24 protein-coding genes are annotated in these 23,183 nt (G+C 71.2%); 12 read left to right on the forward strand and 12 right to left on the reverse strand.

What is annotated here, in order from left to right; all coding sequences use genetic code 11:
* Positions 1–3: 3 nt before the first annotated feature.
* Together HHX33_RS31000 and HHX33_RS31005 are read right to left on the reverse strand one after the other, a co-directional pair.
* Positions 4–1,443 (reverse strand): MFS transporter, encoded by a 1,440-nt coding sequence (locus tag HHX33_RS31000; protein WP_182877690.1) that lies wholly within the window; start codon positions 1,441–1,443, stop codon positions 4–6.
* A gap of 61 nt (positions 1,444–1,504) precedes the next feature.
* A complete protein-coding gene (locus tag HHX33_RS31005) occupies positions 1,505–1,948 on the reverse strand; it encodes an ATP-binding protein (protein ID WP_133306095.1) in 444 nt (147 codons plus the stop codon).
* Positions 1,949–2,209: 261 nt separating this feature from the next.
* Here HHX33_RS31005 and HHX33_RS31010 point away from each other — a divergent pair, with 261 nt between their 5' ends.
* From HHX33_RS31010 to HHX33_RS31020, 3 genes are read left to right on the forward strand one after another with little or no spacing between them, the layout of a single operon-like run.
* Complete coding sequence (locus HHX33_RS31010) at positions 2,210–2,359, forward strand: hypothetical protein (RefSeq protein ID WP_165900815.1); 150 nt, start codon at positions 2,210–2,212, stop codon at positions 2,357–2,359.
* Positions 2,360–2,370: 11 nt separating this feature from the next.
* Complete coding sequence (locus HHX33_RS31015; protein WP_117408774.1) at positions 2,371–2,598, forward strand: DUF6158 family protein; 228 nt, start codon at positions 2,371–2,373, stop codon at positions 2,596–2,598.
* Positions 2,591–2,839 (forward strand): hypothetical protein, encoded by a 249-nt coding sequence (locus HHX33_RS31020; RefSeq protein WP_182877691.1) that lies wholly within the window; start codon positions 2,591–2,593, stop codon positions 2,837–2,839. Before HHX33_RS31015 ends, HHX33_RS31020 begins: the two co-directional genes overlap by 8 nt.
* 120 nt (positions 2,840–2,959) lie before the next feature.
* On the opposite strand, the gene HHX33_RS31025 is transcribed toward HHX33_RS31020, so the two are convergent.
* Entirely contained in the window at positions 2,960–3,331 is a 372-nt protein-coding gene (locus tag HHX33_RS31025) for a hypothetical protein (RefSeq protein ID WP_182877692.1), read from the reverse strand.
* A gap of 105 nt (positions 3,332–3,436) precedes the next feature.
* On the opposite strand from HHX33_RS31025, the gene HHX33_RS31030 reads away from it, so the two are divergent.
* The 6 genes from HHX33_RS31030 to HHX33_RS31055 all read left to right on the forward strand — a co-directional run bounded on the left by HHX33_RS31030 (position 3,437) and on the right by HHX33_RS31055 (position 10,512).
* Positions 3,437–4,429 (forward strand): LacI family DNA-binding transcriptional regulator, encoded by a 993-nt coding sequence (locus HHX33_RS31030; protein WP_182877693.1) that lies wholly within the window; start codon positions 3,437–3,439, stop codon positions 4,427–4,429.
* Between the two features lie 49 nt (positions 4,430–4,478).
* Complete coding sequence (locus HHX33_RS31035; protein ID WP_182877694.1) at positions 4,479–5,489, forward strand: LacI family DNA-binding transcriptional regulator; 1,011 nt, start codon at positions 4,479–4,481, stop codon at positions 5,487–5,489.
* A gap of 158 nt (positions 5,490–5,647) precedes the next feature.
* Positions 5,648–7,015 carry an ABC transporter substrate-binding protein gene (locus HHX33_RS31040; RefSeq protein WP_182877695.1) on the forward strand — a complete coding sequence of 456 codons (1,368 nt, stop codon included), beginning with the start codon at positions 5,648–5,650 and terminating at the stop codon, positions 7,013–7,015.
* An 83-nt stretch (positions 7,016–7,098) separates the two neighbouring features.
* Entirely contained in the window at positions 7,099–7,980 is an 882-nt protein-coding gene (locus HHX33_RS31045; protein WP_182877696.1) for a carbohydrate ABC transporter permease, read from the forward strand.
* The gene (locus tag HHX33_RS31050; RefSeq protein ID WP_182877697.1) at positions 7,980–8,873 is read left to right on the forward strand and encodes a carbohydrate ABC transporter permease; all 894 of its coding nucleotides are present in this window, start codon (positions 7,980–7,982) and stop codon (positions 8,871–8,873) included. Before HHX33_RS31045 ends, HHX33_RS31050 begins: the two co-directional genes overlap by 1 nt.
* A gap of 43 nt (positions 8,874–8,916) precedes the next feature.
* On the forward strand, positions 8,917–10,512 hold the full coding sequence (locus HHX33_RS31055) for a glycoside hydrolase family 13 protein (protein ID WP_182877698.1): 1,596 nt from the start codon (positions 8,917–8,919) through the stop codon (positions 10,510–10,512).
* A 42-nt stretch (positions 10,513–10,554) separates the two neighbouring features.
* Here HHX33_RS31055 and HHX33_RS31060 read toward each other — a convergent pair whose 3' ends face one another.
* The 8 genes from HHX33_RS31060 to HHX33_RS31095 form a co-directional block, all read right to left on the reverse strand.
* A complete protein-coding gene (locus HHX33_RS31060; RefSeq protein ID WP_182877699.1) occupies positions 10,555–11,799 on the reverse strand; it encodes an alpha/beta hydrolase family protein in 1,245 nt (414 codons plus the stop codon).
* Between the two features lie 41 nt (positions 11,800–11,840).
* Positions 11,841–13,274, reverse strand: coding sequence for a S41 family peptidase (locus tag HHX33_RS31065; protein WP_310741604.1), 1,434 nt, complete (start codon positions 13,272–13,274; stop codon positions 11,841–11,843).
* Positions 13,271–14,332, reverse strand: a complete 1,062-nt coding sequence (locus tag HHX33_RS31070) for an ABC transporter permease (RefSeq protein WP_182877701.1) — start codon at positions 14,330–14,332, stop codon at positions 13,271–13,273. Before HHX33_RS31070 ends, HHX33_RS31065 begins: the two co-directional genes overlap by 4 nt.
* Positions 14,329–15,219, reverse strand: a complete 891-nt coding sequence (locus tag HHX33_RS31075) for an ABC transporter ATP-binding protein (protein WP_182877721.1) — start codon at positions 15,217–15,219, stop codon at positions 14,329–14,331. Before HHX33_RS31075 ends, HHX33_RS31070 begins: the two co-directional genes overlap by 4 nt.
* 35 nt (positions 15,220–15,254) lie before the next feature.
* The gene (locus HHX33_RS31080; RefSeq protein ID WP_182877702.1) at positions 15,255–15,650 is read right to left on the reverse strand and encodes a GntR family transcriptional regulator; all 396 of its coding nucleotides are present in this window, start codon (positions 15,648–15,650) and stop codon (positions 15,255–15,257) included.
* Between the two features lie 136 nt (positions 15,651–15,786).
* A complete protein-coding gene (mscL, locus tag HHX33_RS31085) occupies positions 15,787–16,215 on the reverse strand; it encodes a large conductance mechanosensitive channel protein MscL (RefSeq protein ID WP_182877703.1) in 429 nt (142 codons plus the stop codon).
* 220 nt (positions 16,216–16,435) lie between these two features.
* Positions 16,436–17,932, reverse strand: a complete 1,497-nt coding sequence (locus HHX33_RS31090; RefSeq protein WP_138462233.1) for a serine/threonine-protein kinase — start codon at positions 17,930–17,932, stop codon at positions 16,436–16,438.
* The gene (locus HHX33_RS31095) at positions 17,919–18,923 is read right to left on the reverse strand and encodes a LacI family DNA-binding transcriptional regulator (protein ID WP_117409964.1); all 1,005 of its coding nucleotides are present in this window, start codon (positions 18,921–18,923) and stop codon (positions 17,919–17,921) included. The genes HHX33_RS31090 and HHX33_RS31095 overlap by 14 nt, the downstream gene beginning before the upstream one ends.
* A gap of 416 nt (positions 18,924–19,339) precedes the next feature.
* Between HHX33_RS31095 and HHX33_RS31100 the strand changes: the two genes are divergently transcribed.
* Positions 19,340–20,008 carry a DUF305 domain-containing protein gene (locus tag HHX33_RS31100; protein WP_182877704.1) on the forward strand — a complete coding sequence of 223 codons (669 nt, stop codon included), beginning with the start codon at positions 19,340–19,342 and terminating at the stop codon, positions 20,006–20,008.
* Positions 20,009–20,035: 27 nt separating this feature from the next.
* On the opposite strand, the gene HHX33_RS31105 is transcribed toward HHX33_RS31100, so the two are convergent.
* A complete protein-coding gene (locus tag HHX33_RS31105) occupies positions 20,036–20,662 on the reverse strand; it encodes a hypothetical protein (RefSeq protein ID WP_182877705.1) in 627 nt (208 codons plus the stop codon).
* A 157-nt stretch (positions 20,663–20,819) separates the two neighbouring features.
* Here HHX33_RS31105 and HHX33_RS31110 point away from each other — a divergent pair, with 157 nt between their 5' ends.
* Together HHX33_RS31110 and HHX33_RS31115 are read left to right on the forward strand one after the other, a co-directional pair.
* On the forward strand, positions 20,820–21,503 hold the full coding sequence (locus HHX33_RS31110) for a response regulator transcription factor (protein ID WP_117409967.1): 684 nt from the start codon (positions 20,820–20,822) through the stop codon (positions 21,501–21,503).
* Positions 21,504–21,524: 21 nt separating this feature from the next.
* On the forward strand, positions 21,525–22,859 hold the full coding sequence (locus tag HHX33_RS31115; RefSeq protein WP_117409968.1) for a sensor histidine kinase: 1,335 nt from the start codon (positions 21,525–21,527) through the stop codon (positions 22,857–22,859).
* The last annotated feature ends 324 nt before the right edge of the window (positions 22,860–23,183 follow it).

Below are 23,183 nucleotides of genomic sequence, written 5' to 3' on the forward strand. Positions count from 1 at the left end.
CGGTCAGGCCATCTGGTGCTGCTCGGCGCTGAGGGGGGCGGCGATGTCCTCCAGCGAGCGCCGGGCGGCCTCCACGCCCATGAACCACTGCACCAGCCCCGCCGCGATCATCAGTACGGCGCCGATGACGTAGCCGACGACGACGTTGCCCACGCTCTCGCTTTCCACCAGGCGGCCGAACAGCACCGGCCCGATGATGCCGCCGAGCCCGGTGCCGACCGCGTAGAACAGGGCGATGGCGAGGGCCCTGGTCTCCATCGGGAAGATCTCCGAGACCGTCAGGTAGGCGCTGCTCGCCCCGGCGGAGGCGAAGAAGAACACCACCATCCAGCAGATCGTGAGGGTCACCGGCGAGAGCACCTGCGCGTTGAACAGCGCGGCGGTGCCGAGCAGGAGCAGGCCGGACACCACGTAGCTGCCCGCGATCATCGTGCGGCGGCCGATCGTGTCGAAGAACCGGCCGAGCAGGACCGGGCCGAGGAAGTTCCCGATCGCGATCGGGATGAGGTACCACGGCGTGCTGCCGTCCGGCACCTTGAAGAAGGTCGAGAGCACCAGCGCGTACGTGAAGAAGATCGAGTTGTAGAGGAACGCCTGGCCGACGAACAGCGACAGGCCGACGACCGTGCGCTTGGGGTAGCGCCGCAGCAGTGTCGCCGCCACCTCCGTCAGGGGGGTGTGCTCCCGCTGGGTGATCCTGATCTCCCCGTGCGCGGGTTCGAGCGTCTTGCCGCTCTCGTCGCGGACCTTCGTCTCGATCTCGCGGACGATCTCCTCGGCCTCCCGTTCCCGGCCGTGGATGAACAGCCAGCGCGGACTCTCCGGCACCGTACGGCGGACCAGCAGGATGGCCACACCGAGGATGGCGCCCAGCCCGAACAGCAGACGCCAGCCGAGGTCCGCCGGCAGCAGGCCCGTGTCGAGCGCCGGGATCGCGATGAGGGCGCCGAGCGCCGTGCCCAGCCAGAAGGAGCCGTTCACCACCAGGTCGACCGTGCCGCGCACGCGGGCCGGGATGAGTTCGTCGATCGCCGAGTTGATCGCGGCGTACTCGCCTCCGATGCCGGCGCCGGTGAAGAACCGGCACAGGTAGAAGTACCAGGCGTCGTGGGCGAACGCGGTGGCCACGGTGGCGGCGAGGTAGACGGCGAGCGTCACCAGGAAGAGCTTCTTGCGCCCGAACCGGTCCGTCAGGTGGCCGAAGAAGAGAGCGCCCAGGCAGGCTCCCGCGACGTACACGCCGGCGGCGACGCCGACCTCGCTGTCGGTGAGTCCCAGCCCGCTGCCCGGGTCGGTGATGCGCGGGCCGATGACCCCGACGATGGTCACTTCGAGCCCGTCGAGAATCCAGACGGTGCCGAGGCCGATGAGCACCAGCCAGTGCCAGCGAGCCCAGGGGAGCCGATCCAGCCGCGCGGGAATGTCGGTACTAATCTGCGCCATATCGTCCCCTTCTTCGGAAGATATGGCGGCCGACTACCCGATATCGGGCCGGAAATTCACGTCAGACCGTCCGGGCGCCTTCACTCCCCACGCCTCCGGGCGGCGGGACCACGCCGTCGTGCCCGAGTTCGAACCACACGCAGACTCCGGCGCGGCTGGCCGACACGCCCCAGTGCCTGGTGAACAGGTCCACCAGGTGGACGCCGCGCCCCGGCGTGAGGTTGGGAGACGTCCAGCAGCCGCAGCCCTGGGTGGACAGCGTGACCCGGGCGGCTCCGGGAGTGGCCAGGACGGACACGCCGTAGCCCGGAGGCCGGCCGCACGAGTCGGCGTGCCGCAGGGACTCGGCGATCAGCTCGCCGATCAGCTGCACCGCGTCGTCCCGGCAGGGGTGGCCGTCGCCGAGGCGGGCGGCCACGAACCGCCGGGCGGCCCGCACCTGGGACGGGTCTCCCGAGAAGGGGCGTGAGATCGCGATTCTCCCCGAGAGGTTGAGAATTGTCATCCCGTGATAGCTCCCTGTGCACCCGCCTGCCGTCGGGGAATCGAGGCCGATGTAAGACTGCGTTCATCCTGCACTTTGCAATTCGGCTCCGCAATATGGCGAATGCGATTGCATGGTCTCCTTTCGTGAGATAAGGGGGAGCGCGGCGCGGGGGAAGAGGGGCGGATGCCGGCCGGAGACGTCCATGGAGATCGTCATCCCGGTCGCGGCCTTTGCGGGCGGGCCGGTATGGGGCTCGTCTCACCGGGCAGGAGACCTGGCATGCGAAGAGAAGACGGTCGCTATATCGATATCGACGCGGACGAGCCGGACATCGCAGGCGAGTGGATGCCGTCGGAGACGGATCCGCCGAACGCCAAGCCGGACGACGGAAAGCCGGACGAGCGCTGGGACAAACCGACAGAGGTGTGAGGAGAACGGTGATGACGATGGGTGTCGACCCCCGGGACCTGGGCGACGAGGATCTGCTCCGCGAACTGCGCCATCTGCACGAGACCCGCAGCGAGACGTTCTTCCACGGGTCGGACGACGCACTGGAGCGCCACACCTCCCGGACGCAGGAGCTGGAGGGTGAGTACCTCGAACGCTACCCGGACCGGCAGGTCGATCCGGAGCGGCTGCGGGAGGGGGCGAGGCAGCGCAGTGCGTGAGGACGAGGAGAGCCTGGGCGACGCCCAGGAGATGTCGGGGACCGAGCTGACGGTCTACGAGGCCGTCGCCGCGCTGAACGTGGACGAGCGTTCCGCGACCGTCTCGGAGGTCGCCGAGATGACCGCGCTCGGCGAGGACGACGTACGGCGGTGCCTCGACACCCTGGTCGAGGGCGGCAGGCTGGTCCCCAAGGGGGACGCCTACCTCCTCGGCGCGCACGACTGGGGACTCGAATACTGACGGATGAGGCCCGGCCGGCCCGCGGCGACGGGGAGGGCGGCGGTGGTGCGCCACACCGCGCGTGCCTCGCCCGGATCGCCGGGACCGGCCGGGAGTTCGTGGGTGACCCGTGAGCCGGGTTCAGGAGCAGGCGCTCGCGAGTTCCTGGGTCGCCTGGGTGGCCTTCTTACCGAACTCGCTCAGCTTGGCCGCGGCCGCCGGGTCCGACAGGTCGATCTTGAAAGAGCCCCACGAGTCGGCCATGCCGGCGAGCGCCACCTTCAGGTCGCCGTCGGCCTTGCCGGACAGGTCCTTGAGCTGGGCGGCCAGGTCGCCGGTCGCGGTGTTGAGGCCCTTGATGTCGCCGGCCGCGGCGGCGGCCTTGGTGCTGTAGTCGGTGAACGCCTTGGTCGCCTCCTCGCAGACGGCCGTCTGGCCGCCGCCGCAAGCGGCGGTCAGGCTGAGAAGGGCGGACGCCGCGACGACGGCGAGGCTGTTCCTGAGGATGTTCATGACGCCTTCCTGAGTGATCTGCAACGCCCCGGACACTACGGACGCCCCCTTTCGCTCCGCTTTCAAGCCGCTTGCAGCGCAGGTGCGCGTCGTATGCTTGCCGCCATGACGCGGCGGCTTGCGGAGGTTGCGAAGAAGGTCGGGGTCAGCGAGGCCACGGTGAGTCGCGTCCTGAACGGCAAGGCCGGGGTGTCGGAGGCCACCCGGGAGGCGGTGCTGACGGCGCTCGACGTGCTGGGATACGAGCGGCCGACGCAGTTGCGCGGGGAGCGCGGCCGGTTGGTCGGCCTGGTCCTGCCCGAGCTGCAGAACCCCATCTTCCCGGCGTTCGCCGAGGTCGTCGGGGGTGCGCTGGCCCAGCAGGGGTTCACCCCGGTGCTGTGCACCAGAACCGTCGGCGGGATCTCCGAGGCCGACTACGTCGACCTGCTGCTGCAACAGCACGTGTCGGGGGTCGTGTTCGCCGGAGGCCTCTACACGCAGACCGGCGTCGTCCACGAGCACTACCTGCGGCTCGTCGAACGCCGGCTGCCCACCGTGCTGGTCAACGCCGCCGCCGAGCACTGGGACTTCCCCCGCGTCTCCTGCGACGACGCGATCGCGGTGGAGCAGGCGCTCGGTCACCTGCGCGCCCTCGGCCACCGCCGCATCGGCCTGATCGTCGGCCCCGCCGACCACATGCCGTCCGCGCGCAAGCTGGAGGCGTACCGCGCCCTGGGCGGCGAGTTGGTCGAGCACACGATGCACTCACTGGAGGGCGGCCACGCGGCGGCCCTGAAGCTGGTGCGGCAGGAGGTCACCGGCATCGTCTGCGGCAGCGACCCGCTGGCTCTCGGCGCGATCCGCGCCGCCCGGCGCTCGGGCAGGCGCGTGCCGGAGGACGTGTCCGTCGTCGGATACGACGACTCCGCCCTGATGACCTGCGTCGACCCGCCGCTGACGACGGTGCGTCAGCCGATCGAGGCGATGGGCCGGGCGGCGGTGGAGCTGCTGGTGAGCCAGATCGAGGGCACCGCCGTCGCGACCGGAGAGCTGCTGTTCGAGCCGGAGCTGGTCGTCCGCTCCTCCACCGGACGGGCCGGCGTGCCCGTCGCCTGAGGGCAAGCCGCCCGCAAAATCTTGCGTACATTGTCGTACAGTTGCGTTCATGACACGACGGCTTGCGGAAGTTGCCAAGAAGGTGGGCGTGAGCGAGGCGACCGTGAGTCGCGTCCTGAACGGCAAGGCCGGGGTGTCGGAGGCCACCCGGGAGGCGGTGCTGACGGCGCTCGACGTGCTGGGATACGAGCGGCCGACGCAGTTGCGCGGGGAGCGCGGCCGGTTGGTCGGCCTGGTCCTGCCCGAGCTGCAGAATCCCATCTTCCCGGCGTTCGCCGAGGTCGTCGGGGGTGCGCTGGCCCAGCAGGGGTTCACCTCGGTGCTGTGCACCAGAACCGTCGGCGGCGTCTCCGAGGCCGACTACGTCGACCTCCTCCTCCAGCAGCACGTGTCCGGAATGGTCTTCGCGGGAGGCTCGTACGCGCAGGCGGACGCCTCGCACCGCCACTACCGCAGAGTGCTGGAACGGAAGCTGCCCGCCGTGCTCGTCAACGCGGCGGTCGACCACCTCGGGTTCCCCCAGGTCTCGTGCGACGACGTCGCCGCGGCGCGGATCGCGCTGGCCCATCTCACGGCGCTCGGCCACCGGCGGGTCGCCATGCTCCTCGGCCCGCCCGACCACGTGCCGTCCCGGCGCAAGCTGGCCGCGTTCCGGGCGCATGCCGCCGAGGCCGGCCTCGAACTCGACGCGGACCACGTCGAGCACACGATGTTCTCGCTGGAAGGCGGGCACGCCGCGGCGGCGCGTATGGTCGCCCGCGGCGTGACCGGGATCGTCTGCGCCAGCGACGTGCTCGCCCTCGGCGCGATCAGGGCGGCCCGCCGGGCCGGTCTGTCGGTGCCCGGTGACGTCTCCGTCATCGGATACGACGACTCGGCGCTGATGAGCTGCGTGGACCCGCCACTGACCACCGTCCGCCAGCCCATCGACGCGATGGGCCGGGCCGCCGTCGAGCTGCTGGTGGCCCAGATCGACGCGGCCGTGGTGCCGGGCGACGAGCTGCTGTTCGAGCCCGAGCTGGTCGTGCGGGCCTCCACGGCGCCCGTACGACCACTCTAGGGATCAATGTCACTTTTTTGCAGTGTTAATTACTGACTATTGCTCAGTTCTGCACGTCTCTGTATGTTTCTCGCAACCGAGCGGATCGGGGCGCTCCAGTCGGCCCCGAGCCGTGTGCTCCGACGGGTCGTGGCGCGCGGTTCCAGAAGGGAACGAGGATGAAATCCCAGAAGCTCTCGACACTGCTGGTCTCGGGACTCGCCCTGGCGGCGGCCGCCGCGTGCGGCTCCGGCGACGGCGACAGTGGTGACAAGGCCGGCGGGGCGCCCGGCGGAGCGAAGGTGACGATCTCGGTGGGCTGTCAGCCGCCGAAGACCAACCCCGTGCAGCGGGACGAGTGGAACGAGGACGTCGCGGCGTTCCAGAAGCTGCACCCCGGCATCACGATCGACAGCAAGGACGGCTTCCCCTGCCACGACGTGAAGACGTACGACGCCAAGCTCGCGGGTGGCCAGATGGAGGACGTCTTCTACGGGTACGTCGGCGACGTGCAGCCGGCGATCAAGGCGGGTCAGGCCGCCGACATCACCGACTACGTCAAGGACGTCAAGACGTTCAAGGACATCGACCCCAGCGTCATGCGGGCCTTCACGGTGAACGGCCGGATCTACGGCCTGCCCAGGACGACGTACAAGGTCGGGCTCGTCTACAACCGCACGCTGTTCACCCGGGCGGGCCTCGACCCGGACAACCCGCCGACGACCTGGGCCGAGATCCGCGAGGCGGCCAGGAAGATCGCCGCGCTCGGGCCCGGCTACGTCGGGTACGGCGAGTACAGCGCGGGCAACACCGGCGGCTGGCACTTCACCCAGGAGATCTACGGCCGCGGCGGCGACGTGGTGAGTCCCGACGGCAGGCGGGCCGCGTTCAACACCCCGGAGGGCAGGGCGGTCCTGCAGAACCTCAAGGACATGCGCTGGACCGACGACAGTATGGGCACCAAGCAGCTCTACCAGTGGGACGACCTCATGCGCCTGATGGGCGCCGGCAAGATGGGCATGATCCTCGGCGCCCCCGACGTCATCACCGAGTTGCACGACAACCGGCACGCCAAGTACGAGGACTTCGGCCTCGCGGCGTTCCCCGAGGCCAAGGCGACCCTGGGCGGCGGTGACGGCTACATGTTCAACGTCAAGGACACGCCCGAGCAGATCAGAGCCGGCATCGCGTGGCTTGACTACTACATGCTGGCGCCGGGCCGGGGCCAGTTCGACTACGAGCGGCAGAAGGCCAGGGGCCGGGCCGTCGGCCTCCCCGACAACAACCCCTGGGGAGACAGCCCCTCGGGACGCACGCTGCTCGACCTGCGTAAGCGGTACGCCACGCTGCCGCTGGCGAACTACGGCGCGTACGCGGAAGGATCGGGGGCCATCCCGCTCAAGCTGGAGCCCCCGATGACCCAGCAGATCTACCAGATCCTCGACACGCCCATGTCGGCGGTGCTCACCCGGCAGGACGCGAACGTCGACGAGCTCCTCGCGGACGCGGAGAAGAAGGTGAACGACCTGCTCGCCAGGGCGGGCTGACCGTCCGGGGTGCCGGGACCCCACCGGCACCCCCGTCTCCCACGTCCACCCCCCGACCGGGAGAGACCCGAAAGAGACACCACATGAACGTCGCCACGAAGCGTGACGTACAGCGAAATCTGACCGCGTACGGCTTCCTGTGCGGAGCGTTGATCTGCTTCGCGTTCTTCTCCTGGTATCCCATGATCCGGGAGGTCTTCCTCAGCTTCCAGAAGAACAACTTCGTCAGCGACCCGATCTGGGTGGGGTTCGACAACTTCAGGGCCGTCTTCGCCGATTCGGCGTTCTGGCCGGCCTGGCGCAACACCGCCGTGTTCACCCTGCTCGCGCTGGTGATCGGCTACCTCGTGCCGTTCGCGTCCGCGATCGTGCTCAACGAGCTCCGGCACGCCCGCGCGTACCTGCGGTTCGTGGTCTACCTGCCGGTCATGCTGCCGCCGGCCGTGTCGGTCTTACTGTTCAAGTGGTTCTACGATCCCGGCGCCGGACTGTTCAACCAGATCCTCGGGTTCTTCGGCGTCCCGCCGCTGAGCTGGCTCGACTCGTCCGGCACGGCCCTGGTGTCCCTGGTCATCGTGTCGACCTGGATGAACCTCGGCAGCGGCACGCTGATCTACCTCGCCGCGCTGCAGACGATCCCCGGCGAGCTGTACGAGGCGGCCGAGCTCGACGGCGCGGGGATCCTCCGGCGCCTGTGGCACGTCACGATCCCGCAGACCCGGCTCATCCTGCTCGTCATGCTGCTGTTGCAGGTCATCGCGACCATGCAGGTGTTCATCGAGCCGTTCATGCTCACCGGGGGCGGCCCGGAGAACGCCACCGTGACCGTCGCCTACCTGATGTACCAGTACGCCTTCAACTTCGGGAACTTCGGCGGGGGCGGCGCGCTCGGGCTGATGCTGATGATCGTCTTGATGGTGTTCTCGGTCGTCTACCTGCGCGTCGCCCGGGAGGACCGTCCCTGATGCCCGACGCCACCCCCCAGGTCCGCACACTCGTCTCCCCGCACCGGCTGAGCAGGGGGCGCGGCCGGGTGCTCTACTGGACCGTCCTGGCCGCGACGCTGGTCACGTTCACGCTGGTGTTCGTCTTCCCGTTGTACTGGATGATCACCGGCGCGCTGAAGTCGCCGCAGGAGCTCGACCAGATCCCGCCGACGCTCTTCCCGGCGGACGGCCTCAACTGGGACGCGTACCGGGAGGCGTGGGAGCTTCTCGACCTCGGCAGGCTGCTCGGGAACACGGTCCTGTACGCCGCGGGAGCCTGGATCTTCACGATGGCGGTGGACGTCACCGCGGCCTACGCGCTGTCGAAGCTGCGGCCCGTGCTCGGCCGGGTGATCCTCGGCGGCATGCTGGCCACGCTCATGATCCCTCCGATGGTGCTGCTGCTGCCGACCTACGTCACCGTGCTCGACCTGCCGATCCTGCACGTCAACCTGCTGAACACGCCGTGGGCGATCTGGCTGCCGGCCGCCGCTAACGGATTCAACGTCTTCCTGCTCAAACGGTTCTTCGACTCGATCCCCCGTGAGCTTCTGGAGGCCGCGGAGATGGACGGCGCCTCCCCGGCGCGGATCCTCTGGTCGATCGTCCTGCCGATCTCCCGGCCGATCCTCGGCGTGGTGTCGATCTTCACGGTGGTCAACGTCTGGCGGGACTTCGTCTGGCCGCTCCTGGCGCTGCCCGACACCGAGAAGACGACGATCAGCGTGGCGATCAACTCGCTGTCGCAGACCATGCCGCAGAACGCGCTCACGGCCTCCCTGGTGATCGCGAGCCTGCCCACCATCGTCGTCTTCTTCCTGTTCCAGCGGCACATCATGGCCGGTCTCACCGCCGGCGGCCTCAAGGGCTGAGCAGGCCTCCTATCGCCGTCATCCACAAGGAGTTGTATCCAGCATGCCCGGTAACACCTCGACCCCCGAATGGTGGCGCGGGGCCGCGATCTACCAGGTCTACCTGCGCAGCTTCGCCGACGGGAACGGCGACGGCACCGGCGACCTGGCGGGGCTGCGGTCACGCCTGCCCTACCTCGCCGACCTCGGCGTCGACGCCGTCTGGCTGAATCCGTGGTATCCCTCGCCGATGGCCGACGGCGGCTACGACGTCGCCGACTACAGGGCCATCGAGCCGGTCTTCGGCACCCTCGCCGAGGCGGAGAAGCTCATCGCGGAAGCCCACGACCTGGGCATCCGCACGATCGTGGACGTCGTCCCCAACCACGCCTCCGACCGGCACGCCTGGTTCCGGGAGGCCCTGGCGGCCGGTCCCGGTTCGGCGGCCCGGGAGCGGTTCTGGTTCCGTCCCGGCGTCGGCGACGGCCCGCCGAACGGCTGGCAGTCGATCTTCGGCGGCCCGGCCTGGACCCGGGTGCCGGACGGCGAGTGGTATCTCCACCTGTTCGCCCCCGAGCAGCCCGACTTCAACTGGAACAACCCGGACGTGCGTCAGGAGTTCCTCGACGTGCTGCGCTTCTGGTTCGACCGGGGCGTGGACGGCGTCCGCATCGACTCGGCGGCCGTCCTGGTCAAGGACCTCGACAGCGTGGAGGAGTCGTACACCGACCACGACGACGTCCACGAGATCTACCGCGAGTGGCGGCGGCTCAGCGACGCGTACGGCGGCCGGGTCCTGATCGGGGAGGTGTGGCTGCCCGACCAGGAGCGTTTCGCCCTCTACCTGCGCCCGGACGAGATGCACACGGCGTTCAACTTCGACTTCCTCTCGTGCCCCTGGGAGCCGGCCGCCCTGCGCCGCAGCATCGACCTGACGCTGGCCACGCACGTGCCGATCGGCGCTCCCGCGACGTGGGTGCTCTCCAACCACGACGTGACCCGCCCGGTCACGCGGTACGGCAGGCGGGACACCTCGTTCGACCACGCCGACCGCAAGCACGGCACGCCCTCCGACCCGGAGCTGGGCAGGCGGCGGGCGCGGGCGGCGGCCCTGCTGGCCATGGCCCTGCCGGGCAGCGTCTACGTCTACCAGGGGGAGGAGCTCGGCCTGTGGGAGGTCGAGGATATTCCGGACGACCTGCGCGAGGACCCGATCTGGGCCCGGTCGGGTCACACCGACCCGGGACGCGACGGATGCCGCGTCCCGCTGCCGTGGTCGGGCACCGAACCTCCGTTCGGATACGGCACGGGCGAGCCGTGGCTGCCCCAGCCGGCCGGATGGCGCGACCTCACCGTCGAGGCCCAGCAGCGCGACCCCGGCTCCATGCTGTGCCTGTACCGCTCCGCCCTGCACCTGCGGCGTGAGCTGCTCGGGGACGGCACGATGACCTGGCTGCCGGCCGGGAACGACGTGATCGCCTTCCGTCGCGACTCCGGCCTGGTCTGCGTGGTGAACTTCGGCGCGGAGCCGGTGCCGTTCCCGGTCCGGGGCTCGGTGGTGCTGGCCAGCGGCCCTCTCGTGAGCCGGCACGGCAGCACTCTCGGTGGCGACCTGCTTCCCCGCGACACCGCCGTCTGGATCACGGAGGAGGCCCTTTGAGAGAGCGGTTCCGGCTGGGGACGGAACCCGGGCCACATCCGCCTATTCGCAGGTCTTGCGTTCCGGGGCGCACAGCTCGGCCTCGGGGTAGCGGGACGAGGGCTTGTCCAGGAGAGGCCGCGGCTCGCCGCGCAGGTGCAGGTCGAGGAAGGCGCGGACGTACGCGCGGGTGATCTCGGCGCCGCGGGCCGCGGACACTGTCCCCGGGACGCCGAGGCCGAGAGCGCCCGCCAGGAGCGGAACGTCGGTGAAGGACTGGTGATCCGCGCCGGGGAGCACGACCCAGCGCTTCCATCCGGTCAGGAGTCTCCAGTCGCGGTCCCAGGAGTTGTCGCGGCCTCCGGGCGCGTGGCCCGCCGACCCCATGAACATGAACGGCCGCGACAGGCCGCGCTTCGGGATCCGGGCGTACGTGGTGCCGTCCATGTCGATCCCGCCGCGTATCCGGGGGTCCTTCAGCATGGCCGCCACGGCGCTCGCCCCGCCGATGGAGTGGCCGACCATCGCGATCCTGGACGCGTCGATCAGCGCGGAGCCCTCCCACCTGGCGCCCCGCCCGGTGAGCCGGTCGAGCACGAAGGACACGTCGGCCGCTCTGACCCCGACCACTTTCGTGCCGAAACCGGGGTCGCCGTCGCTGTCGCAGGCGACGCACTCGGCGACCCGCCCGTCCGGGAAGGTCGTCGCGTAGTTCTCGTAGGCATGGTCGACGCCGGCCACCACGTACCCACCGGCGGCCAGCTCCTCGGCGAGCGCCGTGAGCGTGCCGCGGGGCATGGTGAAGCCCGGGGAGAGCACGACCAGGGGCAGGCCCGCCCTGCGCCCCGCCGGTTCCGCGTCCTGGTAGGCGTTGGTGCGCGTCCTGCTCAGCAGGTCGTACGGCACGCCGGTCACCTTCTTGCCCCTCAGCGTGAGCTCCGACTCCTTCGCGGTCATGTACGGGGCCCGCCGGCCCCCGCTCGCCCGCGCCGGGTACCACAGGGTGACCATGAGCTCCCTGGCCTCCGCCTCCGGCACCCACGGGTCGGGGCGGGAGGCGTCCTTCAGATACAGGGTGGTGGTCCCGACGGGCCGCCCGCCGGCGGTCGGCGCGGGAATGACCGGGACACCGGTGGCGGGCGGACGGGCGGACGCGGCGGCCGGGACGGACCGGGGGAGGGCGGGCGTGGAGCAGCCGGTCAGGGAGAAAGCGGCCAGGGAGAAAGCGGTCATGGAGAAGGCGACCAGTCCGGAGGCGGCCGGCAGGCCACCGCGCGGGACCGGCGCCGATCCGACGGCATGACTCATGAAGCATCCGTCCTTTCGGGGCACGGCGGGAGATGGGCGGGTCACCCGTGCAGCAGGGCCAGGGCCTTGTCCAGAGCGGGGTCGCGCCCGGCGGCGGCGTCCTCGGGGGTCGGCGGCACGTGGTAGTCGGGTGCGACGCCGACCCGGTCGATCACCTCGCGGCCGGGGGCCAGGTGATGCCTCGACGGGAACGCCAGAAGGGTGTTGTCGCCGAGGAGGTACGGCTGCGCCGGGCCGGAGACGGCGCCCGCGGTCCGCGTCCCCACCAGCCGGCCGAGACGGAGGTCCTTGACGGCGGAGCTGAAGTGCTCGCAGGCCGACGCGCAGCCGCGGTCGGTGAGCACGACCAGCGGAAGGCCGAGCAGCGCGACGCTGTCGTCGGTCCTCATGGCTTCGCACCCGCCGTCCGCGGCGCACTGGTACGCGGTGACCTTGTCGTGGGCGAACGCGCCGAGCAACCTGTTCACCTCGTCGGGGCTGCCGCCGCCGTTGCCGCGCAGGTCCAAGGCGACACCGGTCAGGGTGCGGCCGCCGCCCATCCTGGAGATCGCTCTGAGCGACCGGTCCGCGACGCCGGGCGCGAAGCCGCTCAGCCGTACGTAGGCGACGCCGTCCCCCAGGAGCTTCGACGTCACCACCTGCACGGCGGCCGGATCGGGCTGGTAAAGGCCCGGCCTGAGCGTCACCGTCCAGCGCCGGCCGCTGCTCTGCCGCAGCAACCGGAGCCGGACCGGCCGGTCTTCCGGGTACTGCGGGTACAGCGCGGTGACGGCGGCAGGGGTGACCGTTCCGTCGACGAAGGGCGCCGATCCGTCGATCGATTCGACGACGTCGCCCGGGCGCAGCCCCGCGGCCTTCGCCGGTCCGCCCAGGACGGCGGTGACGAACAACGGGGGCAGGGCGGTCCCGGGGCTGACGTTCACCTGGGGACCGGCGCTGGCCCGCAGGCCCAGGCCGTACTGGTCGTCGTCGTAGGAGTCCGGCGGACGCCGGCGGCCGTGGTTCCAGCGGGCGTGGTCGTCGTCCAGGGCGGCCACGACGGCCTCCAGCGTGGCGGCGGCGAGCTTCTCCCGGAGCCCGGCGTCGTCCGGCAAGCGGTCGACGACTCGCCGGTAGACCGTCTCGAACGCGGCCCAGTCGCGTTTCCGGTCACCGGTGAACGCCGGCATCGTGGCCTCGGGCACGTCGCGCCCGCCGCGGTTGAGCTCCTGCGTGAACGCGACGAATCCCGCGCTCAGCAGCGAACGCGCGTCCAGTGTGGCCCCGCCGTAGTAGTCGGCGAGGATGCAGAAGTACGCCTGCTCGACCACGTCGATCGTGGTGGGCGTCTCCGGCGCGGGAGCGCCCCGGGGCGGCGCGCACACGGCCGATCCACCGGCGGTCGTCGGGCCGGGCTCCGCGCGGGGCGGCGTCTGTGCCGTACAGGCGACCGTGAGCAGGAGGACGAGCCCGGACGCCACGGACCTGACGGTCACGACAGCCGCCTCCGGAGCCACCGGAAGCAGAAGGCGGTGAGGCCGAGGGTGAGGAGCGCGTAGACCCCGGTCTCGATCCATTGGAACGCCCAGAAACGCTCGAACGGCTGGTAGGTCGCCCGCTGCCGGTAGCCGAGCCGGTTGATCTCGGCGATGCAGCCGTCCATGCCCCGTCCCTCCTCCTGAGCCTGCTGCGACGGCGCGCACGGCCCCGACGTCACGGACACGCGGACGGTGACGGGGACGCCGTCGCCGCCCACCACGTGCCCGGACGGATCGACGAGGCGGCTGGACAGCACCCAGGCGCCCGTGTGGCCCGGTATCGCCGAATCGAGGACCACCTCGGGAAACTCCCTGTCGCTGGACTTGCCGAACGAGTCCACGTTCTCCGGGCCGAGCTCGAAGGCGGAGCTGACCGGAGGGAGGAGATGGGGCCGGACCGTCAACGGCATGACGATCTGGATCGCCGCGAAGACGGCCAGGGTGACGGCCATGGCGGGCAGGGTTCGCCTGACGACCAGCCCGGCGGTCGCGCCGAGAACGAACGCGAATGCCGCGTAGGCCATGGGGACGACGCCGCGCGCGCCGAACACCAGGGGGTCCATGAGCGTGAAGCCCGGGGAGGCGGACTTGTCCAGAGGGGCGGACCACCAGGTCACCGCGAGGCTGAACAGGCCGGCCGCGGCCACGGCGGCGCCGCCGACGACGGTGAGTTTGACGGCCAGCCAGCGGGTGCGGGTGATGCTCTGGTTCCACACCAGCAGGTGGGTGCCGGCCTCCAGCTCACGGCTGACCAGCGGCGCGCCCCAGAAGAGACCGGCCAGGGCCGGCAGGAGCAGCACGATGACGGTGGCGGCCTGGAAGGGGGCCTGGTAGTCGTCGAAGAACCGGTCGAAGAACTGCCCGCAGCCGCCGTCCCGGGCGCAGGCGGTGATCCCGGCGGAGTAGTCGGAGGCCAGTTCCGGCCCGGTCAGCGCCAGGGCGACGGCGAGCACGACGAGTGCGGCGCCCGTGGTCGCGGCCGCGCCGCGGAACTGGCGCCAGGTCAGCCAGATCATCGCCGCACCTCCAGAACCGGGCGGCCCTGGGCGGGAGCCGGCCCCTCCATGTAGGCCAGGACGAGGTCTTCCAGGGTGAGCCGGCTGACGGTCCAGGCGGGGTCGTGGATCGGGTCCTCGGTGCGGACGACGAACGTGCTCTGCCGGTCGGTGTGGCTGGCGGAGACGACGTGCTGGCCGGTCGGGAGCCGGTCGGGGTCGCGTCGCGGGCCGGTGAGCCGGTGGTGCGTGGCCAGCAGGTCGTCCACCTGTCCCGCGAGCCGGACGCGCGAGTCGACCAGCACGATCAGGTAGTCACATGTCCGTTCCAGGTCGGAGACGAGGTGTGAGGACAGCACCACGCTGAACTCGTGCTCGGCGACGGCCTCCATCAGGCCCTGGAGGAACTCGCGGCGGGCCAGGGGGTCCAGCGCGGCGACCGGCTCGTCCAGGATCAGCAGTTCGGGCCGCTTGGCCAGGCCCAGGGTGAGGGCGAGCTGGGCCCGCTGGCCCCCCGACAGCCTGCCCGCCCGGTGCGCGGGATCGAGGCCGAGCCGTTCGACGCGTTCTCGGGCGAGAGCGGCGTCCCAGCCGGGGTTGAGCCCGGCCCCCAGCCGCAGGTGGTCGGCGACGCTCAGTCCCGCGTAGACGGGGGTGTCCTGGGCGACGAACCCGATCCTGGCCTGCTGCGCCGCGCCGCCCGCCGGATGGCCGCCGAGCACGGTGATGCTTCCCGCGGTCGGCGCGAGCTGGCCGCCCGCCAGCTTCAGCAACGTGGTCTTGCCGGCCCCGTTGGGGCCCACCAGGCCGACGACGTGCCCGCCCGGGATGTCGAGGGTGCAGTCTCTCAGCGCCCACCGCCTGCCGTACCTCCTGCCGAGTCCCCGGGCCCGCAGGACGGGGGTCATCGGCTCTCCCGAGGCCGGACCGGCCGATCGCCCGATCATGCGATGTCCTCCTGGGAGGAGGTCCTGAAGGCGCTCATGAACAGGGCCTCGATGCTCTCGTCGTCGAGGCCGGCCAGGCGGGCCGCGGCCAGCCAGCGCAGCAGGTCCGTGCGCAGCCGGCCGTGCGCGGCCAGGGAGGCGTCGGTCAGCGTCCTGGTGACGAACGTCCCGATCCCCGGCCGTGCGGCCACCAGGCCCTCGTGTTCGAGCTCCCGGTACGCCTTGAGCACGGTGTTGGGGTTGAGCGCCAGCCGCGCCACGACGTCCTTGACGGTCGGAAGCCGGTCGCCTTCGCGTAGCAGGCCCAGCCGCAGCGCGTGCCGTACCTGCTGGACCAGCTGCAGGTAGGGCGAGACACCGGACCGGCCGTCCAAATAGAACTCGATCACCATAGCTCCATTTATCTAGGTGCCTAGTACTTTAGGCATATAGATGTTAAGCGAGGATAAGGATCGAGAGATCTCCTGCCGTGGAGACGCGCCGGCCCCCGATGGAGGGTCCATCGAGGGCCGGTGAGGGCGGTGAAGGTCAGGCGGAGGGCTTGTCCGCCGCGGCGACCGTGGACAGTTCGACCGTGCAGAAGGCGCAACGCCGGGCGTCGAGGGGGATGTCCGACAGGCACTCGGGGCACTGCTTCTCGGTGGCCTCCTTCTTGGTCTCGAAGAGCGCCAGGAAGCGGGTCATCGGCAGGACGACCAGCCAGTAGACCACCGCGGCGACGATCAGGAACGACAACAGGCTGTTGATGAAGTCGCCGTACTTGAACTCCGCGCCGTTGACGGTGAACGTGTAGCCGGAGAAGTCGGGCTCCTTGCCTCCGGTTATCGCCGCGATCAGGGGCGTGATGAGGTCCTTGACGAGAGCCTGGATCAGCCCGCTGAACGTCGCGCCCACGACCACGGCGACGGCGAGCTCCACCAGGTTGCCCCGCATCAGGAACTTCTTGAATCCGCTCATGAGGAAACGAGGTATCCGGTTTTGCCACCGCTATTCAAGGACTTGACGCGGATCGGGGAGGGTGATAGACCCTGTCGTCGCCGGGCCGGGCGAAGCGGTGGGCCCGCCCGGCGGACGAACAGACGATTATTTCGGTCCGAGCCGGGGTGTTTTTCGGACGCGCTCCGACTATCGGGTCTGACAGAAAGCAACAGAAAGTTGTTCTGGGAGCGCTCCCAAATCAGGTACCAGTAGAACGGGCGAGGGCCGCCTCAACGCCGTCCAGCGCGTGGTGCAGCTCCTGCTTCAGCAGGAGCGGCAGCCGTCCCTCGCCGTAGCGGACCTCCAGTTTGGTCCGCACCTCGGTGACTCCCTGTCCCGCCGCCACCGCGTTGCGCAGCACCTGCTTGAGGTCGAGCGCCACGTCGTCGTCGATGTCATGGGTGGCCTCTGCGCCGTCCACGAGAAGCGCGAAGCGGCGGACCGCGGTCTCGACCGCCAGGTAGGGGGCGGGAGTGGCCAGGGGCAACGTGGTCACGCCGGGTTTGCGGGTGACCGTCGCGCGCGGCTGGGCGGAGTCGCCGCCGTGCCGGCTCTTGACCCTGGTCTTCGTCGCGGAGGGGGAGGGAGTGGGCCCGTGCCGGCGCCCGGGGTCGGCCACCGGCTTCGCGGTGTGCCGGGCGACCGGCCCCGCTGTATGGCGGGCTTCGGTCATGGGTTCGGTCACGGGTTCAGCCTGCGCGGCCGACGGCGTGGCGGTGGCCTGCGCCGGCTGCGCGATCGCCGGGTTGAGCACGGCGGCGGCGCCGAGGCCCTGGCCGCCCGACTGGGAGACCCACAGGATGCCGCCGAGAGCGGCGGCTCCGACGGCGGCGGCGCCCCAGCCCGCGCCTCGCGGCCCCGGCGGCTTCCGCACCGAGGCCAGGGCGGCGGCGACCGCCCGTGCGCTCGGCCGGTCGACGGGATCGCCGGACAGGCAGCGCCGGCACAGGTCGGCGACCTCCTGCGGCAGGCCGGGCACCCCTTCGGGGACCGGCGGCGGGCCCTCCCGCCGCGCCGCCTCGATCGCCTCCCAGGTCTTCTCGGGATACGGCAGGTGACCGGTCAGCATCTCGAACAGCAGCACGCCGAGCGCGTAGACGTCCACCGCCGGATCGGCGGTCGTCCCTCTCAGCCGCTCGGGCGCGACGTAGGGTGGCGTGCCGAAGTCGGCCACCAGCTGGTCGTCGGCCTCGCCGATGAACGCGGCGATCCCGAAGTCGAGCAGCTTGGGCCCGTCGGCGGCGAGCAGCACGTTCTCCGGGGTGACGTCACGGTGGACGATGCCCCGGTCGTGCGCCGCCGCCAGCACCTGCGCCAGCCCGGCGGCGATCTGCGTCGCCTCGGCCCAGGGCAGGGGACCCTCCATGATCCGGTCGGCCAGCGACCGGCCCTCCAGCAACCGCATGACCACGAAGGACGCGAGCCTGCCGCCGTTCGTGACCGTCTCCCCGTAGTCGTAGACCTCGATCGCGTCGGGATGGATCAGCCGGGCGGTGGCCCTGGCCTCCCTGCGCATGAGTTCCCGGCCGGGGTTTTCGTCGTCGAGCGAGCCGTCCAGCACCTTGATCGCGACCATGCGCTGCAGTGACTGGTCGAAGGCACGCCAGATGACCGACATCCCGCCCGTCGCCAACCGCTCCTGGAGCAGGTAACGACGGGTCAGGATGTCGCCTTCTCGAAGCTCAGGCCGATTCACGAACCACCAGTTCCGTGGGGAGCACCGGATTGCCCTTGGGATTCTCCCCGTCCCCGAGTGTCATGAGAAGCAGTCGTGCGGCGAGCGTGGCCATTTCCTCGACGGGCTGCCGGACCGTGGTCAGAGTCGGCGACGTGTGCCGGGCCACCGGCGCGTCGTCGTACCCGATCACGGCCACGTCGTCGGGCACCTTGCGGCCGGCACGGCGCAGCGTCTGCATGGCCCCGGCCGCCATCACGTCCGACGCCGCGAAGACGGCGTCGAGGTGCGGCGCCCGTTGCAGCAGCCACTGCATGGCGTGCGCGCCCGAGGCGTGGGTGAAGTCGCCGTACGCCACGGGCATGTCGAGCACCCCCGCGTCGCGCAGCGTCTGCCGGAAGCCCTCCAGCCGGTCGCGGGCGGCCGGCAGGGTCGGCGGCCCGGCGATCGTGGCGATGTGCTTGCGGTTGTTGAGCAGCAGGTGCTCGGCCGCCTGCCGTCCGCCGTCACGGTTGTCCATGTCGACGAACGGGAGGTCGATCCCGTCTGGCGGCCGCCCGGCACAGCGCACCGGGACGCCAGACGCCGCCAGCGTTACCGCGAGGGGGTGCCGCGCTCGCGCTCCGATGAGGAGCACGCCGTCGACGGCGCCCGCGACCAGCGGTGGCGCGGCGATGGAGGCGGTCGCGGGGGTCGCGGTCATCACGACCATCGGCACCCCGTGGGTCGCCAGCACCTCCTCGCACGCGGACAGGAGCCTGGCATAGAACGGCTCGGTGAATAGGCGTGGACTGTGCTCGCAGACGACCGCGGCAATGATCTGCTCGGCCCGCCTGCCCGCCGAACCCCGAGGGGCACGGCGGCGGACATAGCCCAGACGCGACATCGCGTCATGGACCTGCCGGCGGGTCGATGTGGTCACGCGTACCGAGCCGGTCAAGACCCGGGAAGCTGTTGCCGGGGAGACGCCGGCTGCGGCGGCTACCTCTGCGAGGGTGGGAAGATCGGCCATCCGGTCTCCTCGGCCCGAAGGTTCACACGGCTTGGGAGCGCTCCCAAGCGAAAGTATCACTGTTTCGCTCGTGTCAACAGAGGTTTCCTCGGTGTGAAACCTTTCGTAGAGTTTCGCTCCCGTTTGACATAGTTGGAGGCTAGAGCACAGGGGTTGCTTGGGGTAGTCAAAGTTCGCTTTGACCCCGTATGTCCACCTTGTCCGTAAATCTGAGTAAATGTGCCGTAAAGCGGACGGCTCAGCGGGTGGTGGACGCCCGTAACAGCATGGTGACGGTGGCGGTATGGCGGTAGGGTCCTCCGCCAGGAACCAGGGCCGGTGCGGCGCAGGGTCGGCGGCGACCCGAGCCGGAAGCCCACGCCCGGTCCCGGTGGCCGTGCCCGCCGTCCCCCAGCCCCAACCCGAAAGGCTCTCCAGTGACGACCGCCCCCCGCCGTCCGCTCCCTGTAAACCCCGGCCTGACGGGCACGATGACCGCCGTGCTCGCGATGGTCCTCCTCGCCGGTTGCGGAGGGGCCGACGGCGCCTCCCCCTCTCCGGCCCCCGCCCCGGCCTCGGCGGCCGCCGCCGTGCCCTCGAACGACGCGACCGTCACCGCCACGCCGGCCGAGCCGGGCGCCACGGACGCGCCGGCCGATCACAACGCCGCCGACGTGGCGTTCGCCGGCCGGATCATCCCGCACCACCTCCAGGCCGTCGATCTGGCCACGCTCGCCCAGTCGCGGGCCGGTGACCCCTGGGTCAGGGACATGGCGTCGCGGATCCTCTCGGCCCGCGACACCGACATCCGCACGCTGAAGGGCTGGCTCGACATGTGGGGCGCCGAGCCGCTGCCGCGCGACCACAAGATGCCCGGCATGCAGACGCGGGCCGAGATCGACGCCCTCGCCAAGCTCAGCGGCCCCGCCTTCGACAAGCGGTTCACGACCCTCATGATCAAGCATGACGGCGGGGCGATCGCGATCGCCGGCGTCGAGCAGAAGAAGGGCGCGTTCGACGGCGGGAAGGCGCTGGCCACGGCCATCTCCACGGCCCTGTCCGCCGAGGTCAAGGAGCTGAAGGAGTACCTCGCCAAGCTGAAGTGACCCCCGGCCGCCCGGCCGGGCCCCCGCTCAGCGCTCGTACGTGTCGAGCCTGGGCGGCAGGGCGTTCCACGCGCAGAACGCCGACGACTCGTGCACCTCCCGGAGGAACGCGACGCGCAGCCACTGCTCCTCCTCCCAGACCTTGACCTGGTAGCCGTCGTTCGGCGTGGCCGTGACGACCCGGCAGTCCCGTGAGGTGACGGCGATCGTCGCCCGCCCGCCCTTCAGGGTGAACGTGTGCAGGGTCTCCTCCGCCGGGTCGCGGCGCGGCCGGGCGCTCGGCGGAGGAGGGGCCGATCCCGCCGGATCCTCCGGACGGCCGGCGCGGGCCGTGGGAGAGGACCGGGCCGTCCGCGACGGGGTGGCGGTCGCGTTCCGCCGCGCCGGACGCGGCGTCGGTGACAACGACCGTGACAGGGACGGGGACGGAGAGGGCGGGCCGGGTGTGGGGGCCGCGTCCGGATCGGTCCCCGGATCGGCGGACGGAAGCGCCGCGTAGGCGGTGACCGGGGCGGCGACGGCCACCACCGGGGCGAGGGGGGCGTCGTCCAGGACCGCGCTGCGCAGCACGTCGCGCACGCCCAGCCAGGACACGCCGACGGCCAGTGCGGTGGCCCCGCACCAGGCGATCGTGTAACCGGTGGCCCGTCTCATGTGGCCGCTCACTCTATCTCGTGTCCTGAGCCCATGCCTTGACTGATTTCGGATGATCTCAATGGACATAAGGGTGGGGCATATCTCCCTTGATCCGCATCTTCCGCATCGCTCTTCGGCGGACGCGACAGGGGTGAAGAGTGTACGTTTCTGCCCCATGGCGACCGTTCTGGTGGTGGAGGACGACGAGTTCGTCCGTTCCGCGATCATCCGCGACCTGACGGGGCGCAGCCACGCCGTCCGCAGCGCGGGCCGGGCGCTCGACGCCCTGCGGGAGATCGCCCACGTCGCCCCCGACGTGGTGATCCTCGACCTGGGGCTGCCCGACCTCGACGGCGCCGAGGCCCTGAAGATGCTCCGGGCGATCTCCGACGTGCCGGTCATCGTCGCCACCGCGCGCGACGACGAGGCGCAGATCGTCCGCCTGCTGCGCGACGGCGCGGACGACTACCTGGTCAAACCGTTCTCCGGCGACCACCTCAACGCCCGGCTCGAGGCCGTGCTGCGGCGCGCCAGGCCGGGGGCGCCGGCGTCGGTCGTCAAGGTCGGCGGCCTGGTCGTCGACGCCGACCGCCGGGAGGCGCGGCTCGACGGGGTGCCGCTCGACCTCACCCGCAGGGAGTTCGATCTGCTGGCCTATCTCGCCGCCCGCCCCGACCGCGTGATCTCGCGCAGGCAGCTGCTGGCCGAGGTGTGGCGGCAGTCGTACGGGGACGACCAGACGATCGACGTGCATCTGTCGTGGCTGCGGCGCAAGCTCGGCGAGAGCGCCTCGCGGCCCCGCTACCTGCACACCGTGCGGGGCGTCGGCGTACGTCTCAGTCCTCCCGCAGAGGCCTGAGGGCCGGCGGCGGGAGAGGCGGTGCGACGGAGCCTGGCCCTGGTGGCGGTCGCCGTGACGGCGATGGTCGCGCTGGCCTTCCTCATCCCGCTGGCCGTGGGGGTCATGGAGATCGCGGAGAGCCGGGCGCTGGCGGACGCCGAACGGCAGGCCGCCACGATCGTGCCCGCCCTGGTGATCACCGACGACGTGGCCGCGCTCGAACGCGCGCTGGCCAGCACGCCGGCCGGGGTCTCGCGCCTGGCCGTCCACCTGTCCGGCGGGCGGACCGTCGGCCGCTCCCGGGTCGGCCCCGCCGACGTGGCGAACGCGGCGGAACGGGCCAGGACGGTGCCGGTCGCCAAGGGATACGTCCTGCTCAGGCCGGTCGCGCTGGGCGGCGGCCGGAGCGCCGTCATCGAGGCGTACGCGCCCGAGGCGGACGCCAGGAAGGGGGTCTCCACCTCGTGGGCCGTGCTGACCGGCGTCGCCGTCGCGCTGGTGGTGGGGTCGGTGGTGGTGGCCGACCGGCTCGGGGCCCGGGTGGTCCGGGCCGCCCGGCGGCTCGGGCAGGCCGCCGCCGCGCTCGGCGCGGGCGACCTCTCGGTCCGCATCATCCCCGACGGCCCGCCCGAGCTGGTGGCCGCCGGGCACGCCTTCAACACGATGGCCGACCAGGTGGCGGTGCTGCTCGCGGCCGAGCGTGAGCTCGCCGCCGACCTGTCGCACCGGCTGCGCACCCCGCTCACCGCGCTGCGGCTCAACCTCGGCGGCAGCGGCCCGGAGGCCGAGCAGCAGCGCAAGCTGGCGATCGACCGGCTCGAACACGCGATCGACGAGATCATCGAGGCGTCCCGGCGGCCCTCCCGCCGGGCCGTGCCCGCGGGCTGCGACGCCGCGCTCGTGCTGTGCGAACGGCTCGCCTTCTGGTCGGCGCTCGCCGAGGACCAGGGGCGGCCGTGGCAGCTCGTCGGCGCCGACGAGACCACCCCCGTGCCGGTCGCCGCCGCCGACCTCGGCGCGGTGGTCGACGCGCTGCTCGGCAACGTCTTCCGGCACACCCCGCAGGGCACCGCCTTCCGCGTCACCCTGCACCGGGGGAGCGGGATCGTGGGCGTCCTCGTCGCGGACGCGGGCCCGGGCATCCCCGATCCGGAGAAGGCGCTGCGGCGGGGCAACAGCGGGGCGGGCTCCACCGGCCTGGGGCTCGACATCGCCCGCCGCCTCGCGGAGTCGACGGGCGGCGGGGTACGCGTCGAGCCCTCGGCGCTCGGCGGCACCGGCGTCAACCTGTGGCTGCGCACCGACGGCCGCGCTCCCCGCCGCGGCCTGCTGCGCCGCGCCCGAGGGGGCGCGGCCGCCTCGCCGGTCCGATGACCAGCCGGTTTCCGGTGTCCGTAACCCCGCCAGGGGGAAGACACATCGGGAAGGACCGTTAATCAGCGGGTCGATCCAGGGCCGGTGCGGGCCCCCGCGACTGCGGTGGGTGACCGGCCGGGAGACTCCGTACGGACGGCGGACGGGTGAGGTGTCCCACATTCGGCGAGTACGGCCAGCTAGCGGCGTTGGCGTCCGGAACGGGCGGCGCTTTGCTCGCCGATGGCCGGTTCACCCCTTTGCCATACACGCAGTTAACGTGGCGCGACTGTCGGAGCCTTTTGCGGGCAGGCACGATGTCTTGTGAACGACACTCAGCATCAC

It is taken from the genome of Microbispora sp. H10670 (assembly GCF_014161385.1).
In the GTDB taxonomy this organism is placed as follows: Bacteria; Actinomycetota; Actinomycetes; order Streptosporangiales; family Streptosporangiaceae; genus Microbispora; species Microbispora triticiradicis.